Source organism: Sorangium sp. So ce1335, from assembly GCF_051521615.1.
Lineage (GTDB): Bacteria > Myxococcota_A > Polyangia > Polyangiales > Polyangiaceae > Sorangium.
Window position 1 is genome coordinate 244178 of the sequence record NZ_CP150363.1, and the last position, 17141, is coordinate 261318.

Annotated in this window: 9 protein-coding genes; 6 read left to right on the forward strand and 3 right to left on the reverse strand. The window is 71.4% G+C overall.

Features of this window, described 5'->3' with window-relative positions:
- Nucleotides 1-536 precede the first annotated feature (536 nt).
- The 5 genes from WMF24_RS00880 to WMF24_RS00900 all read left to right on the forward strand — a co-directional run bounded on the left by WMF24_RS00880 (nt 537) and on the right by WMF24_RS00900 (nt 10981).
- Nucleotides 537-2903 (forward strand): RHS repeat domain-containing protein, encoded by a 2367-nt coding sequence (locus WMF24_RS00880; RefSeq protein ID WP_437734436.1) that lies wholly within the window; start codon nt 537-539, stop codon nt 2901-2903.
- Nucleotides 2900-3409, forward strand: a complete 510-nt coding sequence (locus WMF24_RS00885) for a hypothetical protein (protein ID WP_437734437.1) — start codon at nt 2900-2902, stop codon at nt 3407-3409. The genes WMF24_RS00880 and WMF24_RS00885 overlap by 4 nt, the downstream gene beginning before the upstream one ends.
- A gap of 435 nt (nt 3410-3844) precedes the next feature.
- Nucleotides 3845-5698, forward strand: coding sequence for a vanadium-dependent haloperoxidase (locus WMF24_RS00890; protein WP_437734438.1), 1854 nt, complete (start codon nt 3845-3847; stop codon nt 5696-5698).
- A 175-nt stretch (nt 5699-5873) separates the two neighbouring features.
- On the forward strand, nt 5874-7829 hold the full coding sequence (locus WMF24_RS00895) for a hypothetical protein (protein WP_437734439.1): 1956 nt from the start codon (nt 5874-5876) through the stop codon (nt 7827-7829).
- Between the two features lie 416 nt (nt 7830-8245).
- Nucleotides 8246-10981: an ATP-binding protein gene (locus WMF24_RS00900; RefSeq protein WP_437734440.1), complete on the forward strand. Its 2736-nt coding sequence runs from the start codon at nt 8246-8248 to the stop codon at nt 10979-10981.
- A 27-nt stretch (nt 10982-11008) separates the two neighbouring features.
- On the opposite strand, the gene WMF24_RS00905 is transcribed toward WMF24_RS00900, so the two are convergent.
- Complete coding sequence (locus WMF24_RS00905; RefSeq protein WP_437734441.1) at nt 11009-12433, reverse strand: M20 family metallopeptidase; 1425 nt, start codon at nt 12431-12433, stop codon at nt 11009-11011.
- Between the two features lie 450 nt (nt 12434-12883).
- On the opposite strand from WMF24_RS00905, the gene WMF24_RS00910 reads away from it, so the two are divergent.
- On the forward strand, nt 12884-14800 hold the full coding sequence (locus WMF24_RS00910; protein ID WP_437734442.1) for a hybrid sensor histidine kinase/response regulator: 1917 nt from the start codon (nt 12884-12886) through the stop codon (nt 14798-14800).
- A 70-nt stretch (nt 14801-14870) separates the two neighbouring features.
- Here WMF24_RS00910 and WMF24_RS00915 read toward each other — a convergent pair whose 3' ends face one another.
- Nucleotides 14871-15275 (reverse strand): VanZ family protein, encoded by a 405-nt coding sequence (locus WMF24_RS00915; RefSeq protein ID WP_437734443.1) that lies wholly within the window; start codon nt 15273-15275, stop codon nt 14871-14873.
- A 91-nt stretch (nt 15276-15366) separates the two neighbouring features.
- Entirely contained in the window at nt 15367-17124 is a 1758-nt protein-coding gene (locus WMF24_RS00920; protein ID WP_437734444.1) for an FG-GAP repeat domain-containing protein, read from the reverse strand.
- Nucleotides 17125-17141: the final 17 nt, after the last annotated feature.

Here is a 17141-nt window from a genome sequence, read left to right on the forward strand (position 1 = left end):
CGACGTGGACACGACCGGAACCGCGTCGGGCTACGTGCCGCAGCCGGTAACTGTCTCGCCCGAGCACGTTGGCGCTGGCGGCCCGGGCACAGTCGTCGGCCACACATTGCTGGGCACCGCGGAAGGCACGCGCGACCTTGGTTTCGTCCTCGTCCGATCGCTGGTCGTGAATACGGTGATCCTTAGCGGTCACTATTGCAGTTCTATAGGCGTGTCGCTCACCGCAACGAAGCAATCCGGAGAATGTCAACAGGTTTGAGACAGGCCGGACGAGAATCCTATGAGTGGATCGCGCTAAGGGGCGCGTTCCGGCTCTGGGCAGCATCCGGTCGAGGCCTGGGCGGCTGCGGCACGGCGGTGGGCGTGGCGCCAGATTCGGGCGCGGCGAAGGTGGTGGCCGTGGGCGTCGGCGCCGCGGCCTCGGAGGCGGCGTCGTCGACGGACAGCGGGTTGATGGCTACCGAAGCGGGCGGCCTGCGCACGACGGGCGGCCCGTTCGGGGCGATCGCTGCGAGTACGACGCGGTAGGCCGCGAGGTGCGGCATACGACGCCATGGAACGCGGTCACGACGACCGAGTACGACGGCTTGCTCGTGCGCGTCGTCGACCCGCTCGATCACGTGACGGTGACCGAGCAGGACCCGCTGGGGCGCATCAAGACCATCACCGACGCAGCCGACGGAATCATCCGCTACAGTTACGGCCCGTTCGGCATGCTCCACACGGTCACCGATCCAGGCGGTGCGGTGACGCGCACGACGCGCGACGCGTTCGGCCGCGTCCGGCGGCTCGACGACCCCGATCGGGGCACGACGGTCTCGATCCATGACGGCTTCGGCGAGCTGATCTCGTCGACCGATGCGCTCGGGCGAGAAACCACGTGGGCGTACGACGTGCTCGGCCGACCCCGCTCGCGTGTGGACCAGGATGGCGCGGAGAGCCTGACGACCACGTGGACCTGGGACACCGCGGCGCACGGGATCGGCAAGCTCCACGCGCTCGGGAGCCGCGACGGCGAGAAGACGTACGGGTACACCGACCGTGGCCAGCTCGACACGATCTCGCTCCGCATCGACGGCGAGCGCTCTCCCCTGGAGGCCAGGCTCGGCTACGATGAGCTCGGCCGCGTCGAGGCGGTCACGTATCCGGCGCCGGCCGGCGCGGCGCCGTTCGTCGTGGCCCACGATCGCGACGCGCACGGCCATGTGCTCGCCGTGCGCGACAGCGGAACGAAGCTCGCCTACTGGCGCCTTTCGGACGTGGACGACGCGGGGCGCTTCCGGGAGGAGGTGTTCGGCAACGGCGCCGTCACGGAGCGGAGCTACTTCGCCGACAAGCAGCGCCTGAGGCACATGGCGACGCAGAGCGCCGCGGGCGAGGTGCAAGACCTGGACTACGGCTATGACGATCTCCTGAACCTCACGCGCCGCACCGACGCGCTCCAGCCCGAGAACACGACGGAGCGCTTCCGCTTTGATCCGCTCCAGCGGTTGACCTGCGCGTACTTCGGCGACGTCGAGCGCGCGTCGGCGCCCTGCGCGCTCCGCTACGACTACCACCCGAACGGCAATCTCACCTTCAAGTCCGACGTCGGGACGCTCTCCTACGATGACCCGCTGCACCCGCACGCGGTCACCGGCGCGGACACGGGCAGCTTCGCCTACGACGCCGTTGGCAATCAGATCGCGCGGCCCGGCGGCACCACCGTGCGTTATACGCCGTTCGACCTGCCGGAGCGCATCACGCAGGGCGCGGCCACCACCACCTTCGGCTACGACGGCGACCAGCAGCGGATCCGCAAGACCACGCCGGAGAAGGAGACGCTCTACTTCGGCGATCTGTACGAACGGGTCACCGATCGGGCGTCGGGCACCGCGGAGCATCGGTACCACGTCCACTCGCCGGAGCGCGTGGTGGCGATCGTGACCCGGGGAGGCACGGACGGCGGCACGCGGTACGTGCACGTCGACCACCTCGGCTCGGTCGACGCGCTCACCGACGAGGACGGCGACGTGATCGAGCGGCGGAGCTACGACCCGTTCGGGCAGCGCAGGAACCCCGTCTGGGGAGAGCGCCCGCCGGCGTCGTTCCCGAGCGAGACGACGCAGGGGTTCACCGGGCACGAGAGCGACGACGAGCTCGGGCTCGTGAACATGAAGGGCAGGATGTACGATCCGAGGATCGGGCGGTTCTTGACCACGGACCCGATCGTGTCGATCCCGTCCTTCGGGCAGAGCTGGAACCCGTACAGCTACGTGCTGAACAGCCCGCTCGCCTACGTCGACCCGGGCGGCTTTCAGCAAGCCCCCTCGGAGGACGGGGCTCGCTTACCGTCGCCGGCCGGCGCGGAGCTCAGGTGGGAGGTGCTCGACCTGGCGCCGCTCGGACTCGAGCTGCGCGTCGTCCCGTTGCAGAAGCACGAGGCGCGCGCCGACGCCGACACCAACATCACGGCTGCCAAGACGGGCGGCGCCACGCCGCCGATGGACGTCAGCGTGCTCGGGACCAGCGCGGGCTTCGTGCCCGAGCCGGCGCTGTCGTCGGCCGAGGCCACGAGCCCCGCCAGCCTGGTCGGCGGCACCTTGCTCGGCGCTGCCGAGGGGACGGGTGAGCTGGCGCTCGGCCTCGCGCAATCGCTGTTCCTGAATGCGATGACGCTCGGCCGTTACGGCGCCTACCAGCACGGCCGCGCGATGTGGGACGGCCACCAGCAAGACGGATTCCTCGGCGCGCTCAATGCCGTCAACCCGCTCTATGAGATTGGACGCAACGGGGCCGATACGGCCCTCGCCATCGACCGGGAGGATTATCGGGCGGCGAGCTCGCCCGCTTTCTCACATCGCCCGACGGCCCGCTCGCCCCAGGCGCCATCGACCGCGCGAACCTCTCGCGGCTCGTCGTGAACCTGCAGAGCGTCCGCTGGCCGTCCACCGTGCGCCCGGACCTCGGCGGCCACGCCGAGTACGTGCTCCGCGCCTTCCGCTGGGACGCCCGCGCCGGCCGCTACGCGCCGCTCGCCCTCGAGAACACGCCCGACGTCGCCCGCATCGCGCGCGACCCGCGGCAGCGCGAGCGGCTGCGCGCGTGGCTCTCGGCCCCCGACAACCTCGCGCGCATCGACCGCGGCACAGCGCTCCTGCCCGACGAGTTCCTCGCCACGAAGGCGCTGTCGGCGACGCCGCACGGCGCCATCGCGGTGCTCGACCCGTTCAACCGCTGCCTCGCCCAGGGGACGCTGTTCACCGAGTGCCTGAGCCGCCACGTCGCGCCCGCGGGCCTGCGCCGCTGCTCGAGCGAGGAGCCCTGTCGCGAGGACTACGTGTGCGCCCGGACGAGCTCGGGCGAGGGCGCCTGCATCCCGCCGTACTTCCTGTTCCAGCTCCGGGTCGACGGCCACGCGGTGCCCTGACCGGCGCAGCGCACGCCCCTGCTCAGGCGGCGAGCGCGACGGGGGCCGCTGTCCGGACCATGCCATCCGTCATCACGGAGCCTGCCCGATCACCGCCTCTCCGTCGCGCACGCCGCTCGATACCACCGGGCCGCGGACCAGGGAGGCGCCGCCGGTACGCTGTGAAACAAAGTCCTTGCTCGCAATCATCCGTTATAGTAGACATTTCATCCTATAAAACGGATGCGGCGGAGAGAGCCCGCTGCCTCGTTGCCCTCTCGGCCTCGTCACCGCTCGGAGCGTGCGCGCGCGCCGTCGGAAGCTCGTCGTCCCTGACTCCGCTTCCAGGACGGGCGCTGCCGCCTGAGCTCACGGGCCGAGCTTCATGGGTGCTCGGCCGCGGACACCGCGGCCGGGCCGACGCGAAGGTCCACGCCAACCACGGAGTTCCACGCCATGACCATCGATTCTCACGACAGCGATAGCCGCAGCGCTGCTTCGACGCCTGGCGCCCCGGGGCCCGCGAGCCCCGAGGCACCCTCGAGGCGACCGGGGGCCGAGAAGGTGACGGGCCGGCGCGCCTTCATGGGCGTGGCGGGCTCGCTCGCGGCGGGAGGCATCCTCGCCGGCAGCCCCGCCGTCGCGAGCGCGGCGCGGGGCCCGAGCGCCGAAGATCTCTTGAGCGGCCTCGAGTCGCTGCGCCGCGACCCGCGCGCCTCGCCGCTCGATCACGAGCTCCGCCTGCGCGCCCTGCGCGTCCGCGTGGAGGCCGCGGTCGACAGCTTCGAGGAGCCGATCGCGCCGCACCCGGACAACGGCGACGAGGCGCGCTACCGGAACAAGATCGGGACCGACACGCGCGGCCTGCCGCACGACGACCGCGGCGAGGTCGACCTCGACGCGTACCGCATCGCCTCGCGCGCGCACGCCTCGCGCGAATGGCACGATTTCGAGGCCATCCCGCTCGGCGGGACGCGCAAGCTGGTCAATCCGGTAGGCACGCTCGCCGTGAGCCTGATCGGCACCACCCCGCCCCAGATCGGCGTTCCCCCGGCCCCCGCGCTGGCGAGCGCCCAGAAGGCCGCCGAGGCGGTCGAGGTCTACTGGAAGGCGCTGCTGCGCGACATCCCGTTCGAGAGCTACGCGGACAGCAGCGATGTCGCGGACGCGATCGACGAGATCGACCGCCTCTCGGGCTACACCGGCCCTCGCGCCCGCGGCCGCGTGACGCTGGAGACGCTGTTCCGGGGCAGCGTCACCTACGTCGATGCCCGGGACCGCTCCGGCAGGACGGCCAGGCACGTGACCCCTCCCGGTGTGCTCGACGGCCCGTACATCTCGCAGTTCCTCCTGCGAGACATCCCCTATGGCCCGCAGCGCATCGAGGGCGCGATCCGCACCGCGCTGCCGGGCAACGATTTCCAGACCGATCACGACGAGTGGCTCGCCGTGCAGAACGGGATCGCGCCGACCCGGACCATCGCGTACGACCCGGTCCGCCGCTACATCTCGACAGGCCGCGATCTGGCGGAGTTCGTGCACAATGGCGGCGCCCTCTTCTGGGGTGCGGCGCTGCTCCTCGGCGCGGCGCGCAGCGCGAGCCCGGGCGTCCCGGGGGGCATCGCGGCCCCGCTGAGCCCCACGAACCCTTATCTCACGTCGGAGACGCAGGCCTCCGCGGCGGCGACCTTCGCGCTCGCCTACCTGCAAAGCCTGCTCCCGTTCGGCACGTCGCGCTCGATCCGCGCGGCGTACTGGCAGAAGTGGTTCGTGCACCGCAGCATCCGCCCCGAGGCGTACGGCGGGCTCGTCCACCACCGCCTCGCGAACGACGCGCGGGAGTACCCGCTGCACCGCGACATCCTCGATTCACGGGCGGTCGAGCTGACGTTCGACGCGTTCGGCAGCTACCTGCTGCCGCAGGCCTTCCCGGAGGGCGCTCCGCTCCACGGGTCGTATCCGGGCGGCGCGGCCGCGATCGCGGGCGTCAACGTGACGCTCCTGAAGGCGTTCTTCGACGAGGACCACGTGATCGAGGACCCGTTCGTCCCCGATCCGGCCGATCCGACGCGGCTCATCCCCTACAGCGGGCCGCCCCTGACCGTCGGCGGTGAGCTGAACAAGCTGGCGACCAACTACGCCTTCGGGCGCAACTGGGCGGGCATCCACTGGCGCACCGACGCCGCGGCGTCCCTCGCGCTGGGCGAGCAGGTGGCGATCAGCCTGCTCCGGGACGAGCGCCGGACCTTCCGGGAGCCGTTCGAGGGCTTCACGTTCACGAGGTTCGACGGCACGCGGATCACGGTGTGAGTCGGCCCGGCCCTTGGCCGGAGGGGCAAGGGCCACGTCCCCCTCACCGCCGTGCTCGCGCGGCGCCGGAGCTTGCGCGCCTGGAGCGCGGGGCCCTCCGAGCGGCAGCAGCTCGGCGAGCTCCTGGTCCGCGCCGCAGCGGATCGAGGGGGACGAAGCGCTGATCGAGCGCTCGTTGACCGAGGCCCGTCACACGGCGGCGCAGGCTTCGCGAGCCCCAGGTCCTCTTCCTCATCACGCCGCGCTTCGGTCGAATCCGGTGGAAATACCAGGCAATGGCCGACGCGCTCACCTTGAAGAACGTGGAGGGTTGCGTGTGCGCCGCGGTCGCGTTCCGTGCTGCGCCGCCTGGCACGCGGGGCGCATGTCCGGCGCTCGGAGGGCTTTCATGCCCGTACGCGCCGTTCGTGAGATGTTGCTGGCCGTGCTGCTCGGGACGGCCGTGGCGTCGGTCCATGGGTGTCAACGCCGCAAGACGCCCGAGCCGCAGGCGCGCGATGCGGCTGCGGTAACGTGCGCGGAGCCCGCGCGCGCCGATCTGGCGCTGGATCCGCCGCGCGTCGTGAACCTGACGCTCACGCCTCGCTCCGGCTTCGGGGAAGGCGGCGCCCTCGTGCGCGCGCAGGTGGCGGAGCATGGGCACCTGCCGCCCGAGCTCACGCTGCATATCGAGCAGGGCCTCGTCAAGCTGCGCGACGACGGCGAAGGCGCCGATGAGCAGCCCAGGGACGGGACGTACACGGGGCTCGCCCCCCTGTCTGCCGAGGAGATAGCGGCGGAGCGGGATCCGATCGAGCAAGCCGGGGACGGCTCGGCCACGGTCTTCGACGGGCGCGTCGTCGTTCCGCGACCGAACGAGCGCTGGCGTCGAGATCTCCTGCAGGAGCATCTGCGCGAGGAGTCGACGCACGTCGTCCGGAACGAGCATCGTGCGACGGAGGTCGATCCTGATAGGACCCTGCTGATCACGGATCTCTCCGTCATCGAGGACAAGTCGCGCACCTTTGACATCTGCGACAAGGCGAACCCGGGGACCTCGATGGGGAAATGGACGTTCGGTCACCTCGTGGCGCAGATGGCCAACGAGGGGGAGACCGGGGTCCGGCCGACCGATTTCATGGAGCGCTGGATCAAGCACTGGAGCGCGGAACAAAAGATCAACGGCTGGTCGGTGCCAGCGCGCGCCGGCGTTCAACGGACATTCGAGCAATGGCCCCGGCGTCAGGACGGGTCGCTCGACCTCGCGCGAGCCCCCTTCCGGCTCCTCGCGATCGTGAACCGGGTGGACCTCCGGGATGCTCTGGTCTTCGGGTCCGGCAGGGCCAGCGAGCTGCGTTTCGTGTTCGGAGTGGTCGAGCCGACGAGCTGCAGCCGGCTGCCGTTCACGGTCATCCTCGAGTATCGCGTGGAGCGCCAGGGGTGCAAGGAGCTGAAGGACTGGGCGCGGCAGTGGGTCGAGCTCACGAAGCTGGGCCAGAGCGCCTACAACGCCGCGCTGGAGGCGATCACAGAGTCGGTGACCCGGGCCGGCGCTGCGCCTGACAGGCCGAACGGCAGCGCGCTCGGCCAGCTGCGCACCAATCAGATCGAGCCCGGCGAGCTGTGGGAAATGCGAGAGTTCCGGATCGGGCGATCGGGGCCGAGCGCGAGATATCTCGTGGAGACGCCGGTCGTGCAGACTCCAGATCTCACGCTGAAGAACGAGCCGATACTCGCCGACTTCATCAGCAAACACACCGACGAGATCGGCGAGAACAGGCACGAGGTGCCCCTCGAGTTCCCGCCGGGCAAGATGTTCCTCGCAGGGTCTGCGATAGTCCCGCAAGGCCACTTCTGGCAGACAATGGGCGACGTGGCGTACGAGACACGTCGAAACTTCTCGCTGGCCACCTGCAACGGGTGCCACGCCGAGGAGACGAGCACCCCGTTTCTGCATATCGGTAACCGGGACCTCGGTAAGCGACCCGCGCTATCGGGCTTCCTCACCGGGCTCGACGTGCCTGATCCCGCCCAGACAGGGAAATCGAGCCGCTTCGCAGACATCGAGCGTCGCGGCCAGGATCTGGCCACGCTCGTGAACGAGAGCTGCCTGGCGGAGGTGCTTCGGGCGCCGCTGCGGATGACACACTGATCGAACGAGGCGAGGGCCTCACGCTCACCCGGGCCGACGGCACGCGCGTCAAGACGTGAGCCGGCCGTGCCTGCCGGGTCACCGCGGGAGGCTCACGGGCAGCTCGGGTTGTCCCGGCTGAACGATCCCAGCTCACACGCCCCGCGCCTCACCGCGCGCCCCGCCGCCCCGCGAGCTCGGCGTCCGCGGCCGCCGGGCCGGCGCGCCGCGCTTTCACCGCGGAGCCTGTGGAGACCGCTGCGCCGGCGCAGCGGCCCGGCAGGTTGCGCGTGAGCCTCCCGGTGGGATAAGATGGCCGATGGATCCCAGGTCCGTCCGCGGGGCCGGACTGCATGGGGGGGTCGTGCCGGGCGCCGCTGGCCAGGAGCGCCGCGCTGGCCGTCACGTCAGGCTCCGCTCGTCGTCATGGCCTGCTTATGTCGGACTTCAAAGAGCGAAAGCGCACGCCGCCGATCCTGCGAGAGTCCCAGAAAGAGCAGCTCTTACGCTACATCGTCTCGACGTTCCCTTACAGCATCTGGTGGAAAGATCGCAACTGCGTCTACATCGGCACGAACGAGCTGAACGCCCGCGGCGCGGGGCTGAGCCGCCCGGATGACATCATCGGCCTCACAGACCACGACCTGCCCTGGACCGCCGAGGAGGCCGAGCATTACATCCGCGTCGACAAGGCCGTCATGGCCTCGGGCGAGCCGCTGCTGAACATCGAGGAGACGCAGCGCCAGGCCGACGGCAGCCAGCGGTACCTGCTCACGTGCAAGGTGCCGCTCAAGGACGAGGACGGCGAGGTGTTCGGCATCCTCGGCGCCTGGACCGACATCACCGACCGCAAGCTCACCGAGCTCGCGCTCGCCCGCGCCAAGGACGAGGCGGAGCGCGCCAACCGCGCCAAGAGCGACTTCCTCGCCACGGTGAGCCACGAGCTGCGCACGCCCCTCACGTTGATCCTGTCGCCCCTCGAGCGCCTGATCGAGGCGCAGCACGGCGCGCTGCCGCGCGACGTGCGCGACGAGCTCGAGCTCATCCGCCGCAACACGGCGCGGCTGCTCAACGTGGTGAGCGACCTGCTCGATTTCTCGAAGGCCGAGGCGGCGCGGATGGATGCCGACTGGGAGCTCGTCGACGTGAACCGGATCACGGCGCAGATGCTGAATGACATCCGGCCGAGCGCGCTGTCCCGGGGGCGCGCCCTGGCGATGACGGGCGACGCGCTCGGCGCCGTTGCGCTGGATCGCTACAAATACGAGCGCATCCTGCTCAACCTCATCAGCAATGCGCTGAAGTTCTCTCACCGCGGCGGGCACATCGAGGTCTCGCTGCGCGCGCTCGACGGCGCATGGTTCGAGCTCGGCGTGCGCGATGAGGGCATCGGCATCGCCGCGGACGACCTCGGCAAGCTGTTCTCGAAATTTACCCAGGTCGACGGCTCGGTGAAGCGGCGGTACGAGGGCACGGGGCTCGGGCTCTCGCTGGTCAAGCATTTCGCGGAGCTCATGCACGGCGCGGTCTCGATCGAGAGCGAGCTGGGCAAGGGGACGACCGTCCGCGTGCGCCTGCCGCGGTCGATCCCGGGCGCCGCGCAGGATGGCGCCGCGGGCGCGGCGGAAGGCCACGCGGCGGACGCGGCGGGGGGCCGCGCGGAGCACCTCGCCGACGTGGGCCCCAGCAGCACGCCCAGCACCGCGCAGACGCGGCGCTGGCTCAGCGCGCTGCCGCCCGCGGAGGCCTCACCCGACGGCCTCGCCCCCGGGCAGATCGAGCCCGACGCCGGCCCCCGGGCCGCCGCGGCGTTGCCGGACGGCCCGCCGGGTCCGCCGGCCGTCGCGCCGCCGGCCGCCGGCGCGGAAAGGCCCCTGCTGCTCCTCGTCGACGACAACCCGGACATGCGGCAGTTCATGCGCTCGCTGCTGTCCCCGAGCTACCGCCTGCTGGAGGCGGCCAACGGCCTCGAAGCGCAGCGGCTGATCGAGCGGTCCCCGCCGCACGTCGTCGTCTCGGACGTGATGATGCCGCGGATGTCCGGCGTCGAGCTCACCGCCTGGCTGAAGGCCCACCCCGTGCTGCGCCACATCCCCATCGTCCTCGTCACGGCCCGCGCCGACGACGAGGCGGTCGCTTCGGGGCTCGACGGCGGCGCCGACGAGTACCTGGTCAAGCCGTTCTCCCCGCGCGAGCTCCTGGCGCGCGTGCGCTCGATGGTGCGGCTCTACGAGTCGTACCGGCAGCTCGGCGCGGAGCAGGCCGAGATCGCGCGCCACTCGGGCATGGCCCAGGTCGCAATGGACGTCCTTCACAGCGCGGGCAACACGCTGAACAGCGCCGGGGTCGCGGTCGACCTCGTGCGCGATCGCGCCGCGCGGTCGCGGCTCCCGCGCCTGAAGCGGGCGCTCGCCGAGCTCCTCGGGGGCGACGCGGGGGCCGCCGCGCCGGCCGACGCGCCGCGGGGCGAGAGCCTGCGCCGCTACGTCGAGCTGGCGCTCGCCGCCGTGGAGCAGGAGCAGCGGGAGACGGCGGAAGACATCGAGCGCGTGCGCGAACAGCTCGACGTCCTCCGCGACGCCCTCCGGGCGCAGGAGAGGTACGCGTACAGGAACGCGTACCGCACCGAGCGGCTCTCCGCGAACGAGGTCATCCGGGAGTCGCTGCGCGTGCACGGCGCGGCGCTCGGGAGCGCGCGTGTCGCCGTCCGGCTCGATCTGCGGCCGGTCGACGACATCGTGGCGAACCGCCACGACCTCTTGACCATCCTCTACAACCTGCTCGACAACGCGCGCGCCGCCGTCGTCGAGGGCGGCCCGAGCGAGCCCTGGATCGCGATCTCGACCTGGCACGACGGGGCCGACGTGTGCTGCGCCGTGGAGGACAACGGGCCCGGCATCCCCGAGGCCGCGCGGATCCAGGTGTTCCAGTACGGGTTTTCGACCAGGGAGGGCGCGAGCGGCATCGGGCTTCACTTCTCCGCGAACCGGATGAAGCTCTTCGGCGGATCCATCCGCGTCGAGGGCGGGCGCGAGGGTGGGGCCCGGGTCGTCCTCACGTTCGCGCCGGCGTCGGCCGCGGCGGGCCCCGGCGGCGCAGGAGCGGCCGCGGCGGGCCCCGGCGGGGCAGCCCCCGGCGCCGCCCGCCCGGACGGGGCGGCGCCCGCCCGCTGAGCGCACCGCCGCGCCGCCGCTGCCCGCTCAGCGCGCCCGCGCGGCGTGGTCCGCGATCACGCTCGCCACGCAGCAGGTCAGCTTCTTCCCCATGCCGAGGTGCAGGAACTCGTTCGGCCCGTGCGCGTTCGACTGCGGCCCGAGCACGCCCGTGATGAGGAACTGCGCCTCCGGGAACTTCTGCCCCAGCATCGCCATGAAGGGGATCGTCCCGCCCTCGCCGATCCCCATCGCGGGCCGCCCGAAGAACGCCTGCGACGCCTTCTTCGCCGCCGCTTGCAGCCACGGCGCCGTCGCCGGCGCGTCCCACCCCTCCGACGGCTCGCTCACGTGGAAGCGGACCTCGGCGCCGTACGGCGGGTCCTTCTCCAGCGCCTGCTTCAGGGCCGCCGCCGCGACCTTCGGCTCGACGCGCGGCGGGATGCGCATCGACAGCTTCGCCCTCGTGAACGGCCGCAGCACGTTGCCCGCGCTGGCGATGGGCGGCAGGCCCTCGGCGCCGGTCACCGAGAGCGCCGGCCGCCACGTGCGGTTCAGGAGGAGCTCGGCCACGTCGTCCGTCACCGGGCCGGCCCCCTGCACCCACGGCAGCTCGCTCACCACCGTCTTCCCGAGCACCTCGGCGGCCGCGCGCGCCTGCGCCACGCGCTCCTTCGGGATGTCCACGTGCAGCGCGTCCACGAGCACGCGCCCCGTGCGCTCGTCCTCGATGCGCGACAGGAGCTGCCGCAAGATCCGGAAGCTCGAGGGCACGACGCCGCTGCCCACGCCCGAGTGCACGCCCTCGCGCAGGATGCTCACCTCGAGCGTGCCCTGGAGCAGCCCGCGCAGCGACGTCGTGGTCCAGAGCTGCTCGTAGTTGCCGCAGCCGGAGTCGAGGCACACGATGAGGCTCGGCTTGCCGATGCGGCCCTCGAGCGCGTCGATGTAGGCCGGCAGGTCCGGGCTGCCGCTCTCCTCGCAGCCCTCGATGAGCACGACGCACCGCGCGTGCGGGATCCCCTGCTCGTGCAGCAGCCGCAGCGCGGCGAGCGACGCGAACGCCGAGTAGCCGTCGTCGGCGCCGCCGCGGCCGTAGAGCCGGTCGCCCTCGCGCACCGGCTCCCACGGGCCGAGCCCCTGGCGCCAGCCCACCATCTCGGGCTGCTTGTCGAGGTGCCCGTAGAGCAGCACCGTGTCGTCGGTCTTGCCCGGCACCTCCATCAGGATGACCGGCGTGCGGCTCCCGAGGCGCACCACCTCCACCTTGAGCCCGGGGATCGGCTGCTCCTTGCACCAGGCCTCGATGAGCGCCGCCGCCCTGTCCATGTGGCCGTTCTCCCGCCAGGCAGGGTCGAACGCGGGCGACTTGTTGGGGATGCGGATGTACTCGTGCAGCGCGGGGACGATCTCCTTCTCCCAGCAGCGCTCGCAGGACGCGACGGCTTCGTTCTCGTTGAGCTTGGTCAGCATGATCCCCTCCAGGGGTTGAGGACGGCGGTGATCTCCGGGGCCTGACTCTACCGCGCCGGCCCCGAGGGCATACCCCCCGGCGGAGCGGTCCGGCACCCGATGTGCGGGGGCGGGCGCGGCGCGCGACAGGGGATCGTCGGCGCCGGCTTCGAGGTGGAGAAGGCTGGAAGATCGGACCGAGGATCGCGAAGGTCACCGATCTCATCGGGCCGCGGGCGACGAGGAGCCTGTCGAACGCACAGGCGCCGCTCCACGCAAGGCGCCGCTCGCGCGCCTCCGAGAGGGCTGCGCGTCTCGCTGACCGCGCCGTCGCGCGCCCTGCAGGCCTCACGCGCTGGGCGGGGATGCCGTTGGTGCTGAAACGAAGCGAGCGCGAGGCCCGCGCCGCACGGCGCACGATGATCCAAGGTCATGTCAGGCCCGACGCGCGTTCTGCGGTAAGCTCCCCGCATGGATCCGACGGAGCTAGGCGCCGACGTACAGTTCCGCACCCTGATCGAAGGCGTGAAGGACTACGCCATCTTCATGCTCGACACCGAAGGCCGTGTGACGACGTGGAACGCCGGCGCCCAGCAGATCAACGGATACTCCGCGGAGGAGGTGATCGGCACGCACTTCTCGCGCTTCTATCCGCCCGAAGCGCTCGCGCGCAACTGGCCGGCGGTAGAGCTCGCCGAGGCGCGGCGCCAGGGCCGCTTCGAGGACGACGGCTGGCGCGTGCGCAAGGACGGAACGAGGTTCTGGGCGAACGTCATCATCACGGCCATCCGCGACGCCCGCGGCGAGCTGCGCGGCTTCTCGAAGATCACGCGCGACCTGACCGAGCGCAAGCGCCAGGAGGAGTCGCTGCGGCAGAGCGAGGAGCGCTTCCGCATGCTGGTCGAGGGCGTGAAGGACTACGCCATCTTCATGCTCGACCCCGAGGGCCGCGTGACCACGTGGAACGCCGGCGCGCAGCAGATCAAAGGATATTCCGCGGAGGAGGTGATCGGCACGCACTTCTCGCGCTTCTACCCGCCCGAAGCGCTCGCGCGCAACTGGCCAGAGACCGTGCTCGCCAGCGCGCGGCGCCACGGCCGCTTCGAGGACGAAGGCTGGCGCGTGCGCAAGGACGGCTCGAAGTTCTGGGCGAGCGTCGTCGTCACCGCCATCCGCGGCTCCGACGGCGAGCTGCGCGGCTTCTCGAAGATCACGCGCGATCTGACCGAGCGCAAGCGCCTCGAGCAGATCGAATCCAACGCGCGTCAGATGGAGGAATTCGTGGCGATGCTGGCGCACGAGCTGCGCAATCCGCTGGCGTCGATATCCAACGCGACCGCCGCCCTCAGGCCCGAAGGTGAGGTGAGCCCCGAGGTCGCCTGGGCGGCCGGCGTGATGGAGCGGCAGGTCGGCCAGCTCGTGCGGCTCGTGGACGACCTGCTCGACGTGAGCCGTATCACGCGGGGCAAGATCGCCCTGGAGTGCATGCGGGTCGACCTCGCCGACATCGTGACGCGCGCGGTCGAGGCGTCCCGGGCCTGGATCGACGCACGCGAGCAGGTCCTGGAGGTGCGTTTGCCCGCCGAGCCGATCTTCGTGGAGGGGGACCTGGCGCGGCTCACGCAGGTGGTGACCAACCTGCTGCACAACGCGGCGAAGTTCACGCCGCTGCGCGGCTCGATCTGGCTCACGCTGGAGGCGGACGGCGCGCGCGCGACGCTCCGCGTCCGCGACAACGGCGTCGGCATATCGCCCACGCTGCTACCGCAGGTGTTCGACCTGTTCACGCAGGGGGATCGCAGCCTCGATCGCGCGGAGGGCGGTCTGGGCATCGGCCTCACGATAGTGCGCCGGCTGATCGAGCTCCACGGGGGGACGGCGCGAGCGCACAGCGATGGCCCCGGCCGCGGCAGCGAGTTCATCGTGGAGCTCCCGCGGCCCGCGCACCCTGTCGCGCCGCCCACGCGACGCGCGCCCGCGGAGCGGCCGGTGGACAGGCTGTGCGTCCTCGTCGTCGACGACAACGAGGACTCGGCCGAGAGCATGGCCATGCTGCTGCGGCGCCTGGGCCATGAGGCGCATGCCGCGTTCGACGGCGCCTCGGCGATCGAGATGGCGACGCGGCTGAGGCCGGATCTCGTGCTGCTCGACATCGGCATGCCCGGCATGACGGGCCATGAGGTCGCGCGCGCGCTGCGGAGCACTCCAGGCCTCACCGAAACGTCGCTGTTCGCGATGACGGGCTACGGCCAGGAATCGGACCGGCGCTTGACGCAGGAGGCCGGGTTCGACGAGCACCTGGTCAAGCCGGTCAGCGTGGAGGTGCTGAAGCGGCACGTGGCCGACATCGCCGCGCGCGCCCGGGCGCGCGGCGCGAAGGAGGTCTGACGGACGAGCCTCGCGCGCTCAGGGGGCGGTGCGCCGGCTCAGGTGGGTTGCGCCCGGGCGCCGGAGCGCCTCACGGCGGCGGCTGCAGGGCGTCCGCCGCGCGCGGCGGGCGCCAGCGGGCGAGCAGCACCAGGAGCCCCGCGCCCGCGAGCGCGCCCAGGGTGTCGGCCACGAGATCCAGCCATTCCGCCGTGCGGTAGGGCAGCGCGGCCTGCGCCAGCTCGAGCAGCCCGCCGGCGCCGGCGCTCATCGCGACCGCCGCCCGGCGCCGCGCGGCGGCCGCGACCCCGAAGAGCGCGAGCTCGAACAGCCATTCGAGCCCAAGGAAGGCCGCGAAATGGGTGAGCTTGTCGACCGGCACCTCTGGCACCCTCGGCAGGCCGATGTTCGCGCAACCGAAATAGAAGATCGCGGCCGTGCAGAGCACCGCCGGCGCCCGGCGCGCCCACGCCGGCCATGTAAGGATCGAGCTCACCTGGGCCTGCCGCCTTCTCGAGGAGGGAGGTCTACCTCAACGGGGGGAACCGGCGAAGACAATTCGGCTCCACGCGACGCGAGCCTCCGCGTCACCGCGGGGGTTCAGGGCTGCAATCGAAGCCCGCGCTGCTGATCTGGGAGTTCGTCCGGAAGGAGTTGAGCTGCTGCCAGCTCTTCTTCATGTTCTCCGGGATCGTGCCGTCCTCGCGGACGTTGGTGACGTGATACGCATACTGGTTCCAGATGCGCCGCGCCGGGATCCATCGCTCATCGACGTCGCGCAGCACCGTGATCGTGGGGCCGGTCGCGGACGTCAAGTAGCTGGAGACATACACGATCTCCGCGGAGGCGTCGTTGTCGACGTCGGCGACGACCGGGTACTCGATCAGCGTCGCCGAGGTGCGCGGCCAGGTCAGGTTGATCTCGCCGGTCTCCCCGTCGAACACGTAGATCTGCTGCTCGTCGGCGTAGATCGCCTCGGCGACGCCGTCGCCGAGGAAGTCGAACGCCGTCGCCGTGGCGAGCCCGCTGACGTCGAACACCTCGGCGCTCCAGCGCAGCGTGAAGCCGTCCTCGCCGACGCCGTAGACCGAGTAGTCGGTGCAGGTCGCGGCGGCGACGTCGGCGATCCCGTCACCGTCGAAGTCGGTGACGACGGCGGGCTTGCCCCAGCAGTTACTCGACGGCGACGGGTCGGTCAGGCGAACCGGGCCGAACTTCACCGTGCCGTCGTGCTCGATGACGCTCATGCCTTCCGGGTTCGTGAAGAAGATCTCCGGCTCTGGATCGCCGTCGAGGTTCGCGACCTGCGGGTGCCCGGGGAGGAATCCGTCGAGCCCCCAGTAGAGCGTTCCGTCGTGGTGGACCGCCTGGTTGCCGAAGATCACCTCGAGCTTGCCGTCGCCGTCGAGGTCGGCCGCGGTCGGGGTGGCGCACCAGTACAGGGTGTCGAACGCCGCCTGGCTCGCCAGGTCGCCGAAGAGCCTGCGCCCGCGGTTGTCGAACACCTCCCAGCCGAGCAGGATCTCCGGCTTGCCGTCGCCGTCGAGATCGTAGATGGCGGCCGCCGCGCACTGGCCGGTGGAGGTGCTCTGGCGATACCCGGCGAGGTCGCCCGTCCACGCGAGCGTCCCGTCGTTCTCGTAGGCGACGACCCAGCCGGTGGGGCTCGCGGTGACGACCTCGGGGAGCCCATCGCCGTCGATATCGCCGAACGCCGGGGAGACGACGCTGTCGATCTTCCCCTCGAACACGACCTGCTGCGCGCCCGTGTCGCCGGCGAGCAGGTACAGCGTGCCGTCGGTCGCTCCGGTGCCCGGGAGGTAGTCAATCGCCGTCACCAGGATGTCCGGCACATCGCAGAGGTCGACGTTGCCGTCGCCGTTGTCGTCGGTGAAGTTGCCGACGAGCGGCGTCACCATGCTGCCGGACACGTAGCTGCCGGCGACAGCGGGCGGCGCCGTCCACTCCCACTGGACCACCGGCGTGAACGAATCGGCAGGCGCCTTGTCGGAGCAGATCGGGAGCGCATCGTCGCTGTCGCCGTCCTCGATCTTGCACATCGCCGACACGCCGGACCCTTCGAGCCCGCCCTCGGCCCCGATCGCCGGCGCGGCGTCGTCGTCGCCTCCGACGCCTCCGGTCGCCACGCCGGCTCCGGCGCCGCCGGCCTCACCCACCGCGTCGGCCCCGCCGGCCGACGCGGTCCCCGTGAGATCGTCCCGCTCGGGCGCGGCGGCGGAGCAGCCGCCGGCGCACAGCGCCGCGAGCCAGGCAGCCCCGATCAGCTCTCTGAAGTGCGCGGCGGGTATCGCGGCCCGCGCGCGTCGACGGCTGGATTGGTCCATGTCCATTGAACTCGACC

Bases quoted from the DNA above. Each gene is read 5' to 3' on its own strand.
- WMF24_RS00890 (WP_437734438.1), top strand. From the start codon at position 3,845: ATGACCATCGATTCTCACGACAGCGATAGCCGCAGCGCTGCTTCGACG.
- WMF24_RS00910 (WP_437734442.1), top strand. From the start codon at position 12,884: ATGGATCCGACGGAGCTAGGCGCCGACGTACAGTTCCGCACCCTGATC.
- WMF24_RS00920 (WP_437734444.1), bottom strand. From the start codon at position 17,124: ATGGACCAATCCAGCCGTCGACGCGCGCGGGCCGCGATACCCGCCGCG.
- WMF24_RS00900 (WP_437734440.1), top strand. From the start codon at position 8,246: ATGTCGGACTTCAAAGAGCGAAAGCGCACGCCGCCGATCCTGCGAGAG.
- WMF24_RS00905 (WP_437734441.1), bottom strand. From the start codon at position 12,433: ATGCTGACCAAGCTCAACGAGAACGAAGCCGTCGCGTCCTGCGAGCGC.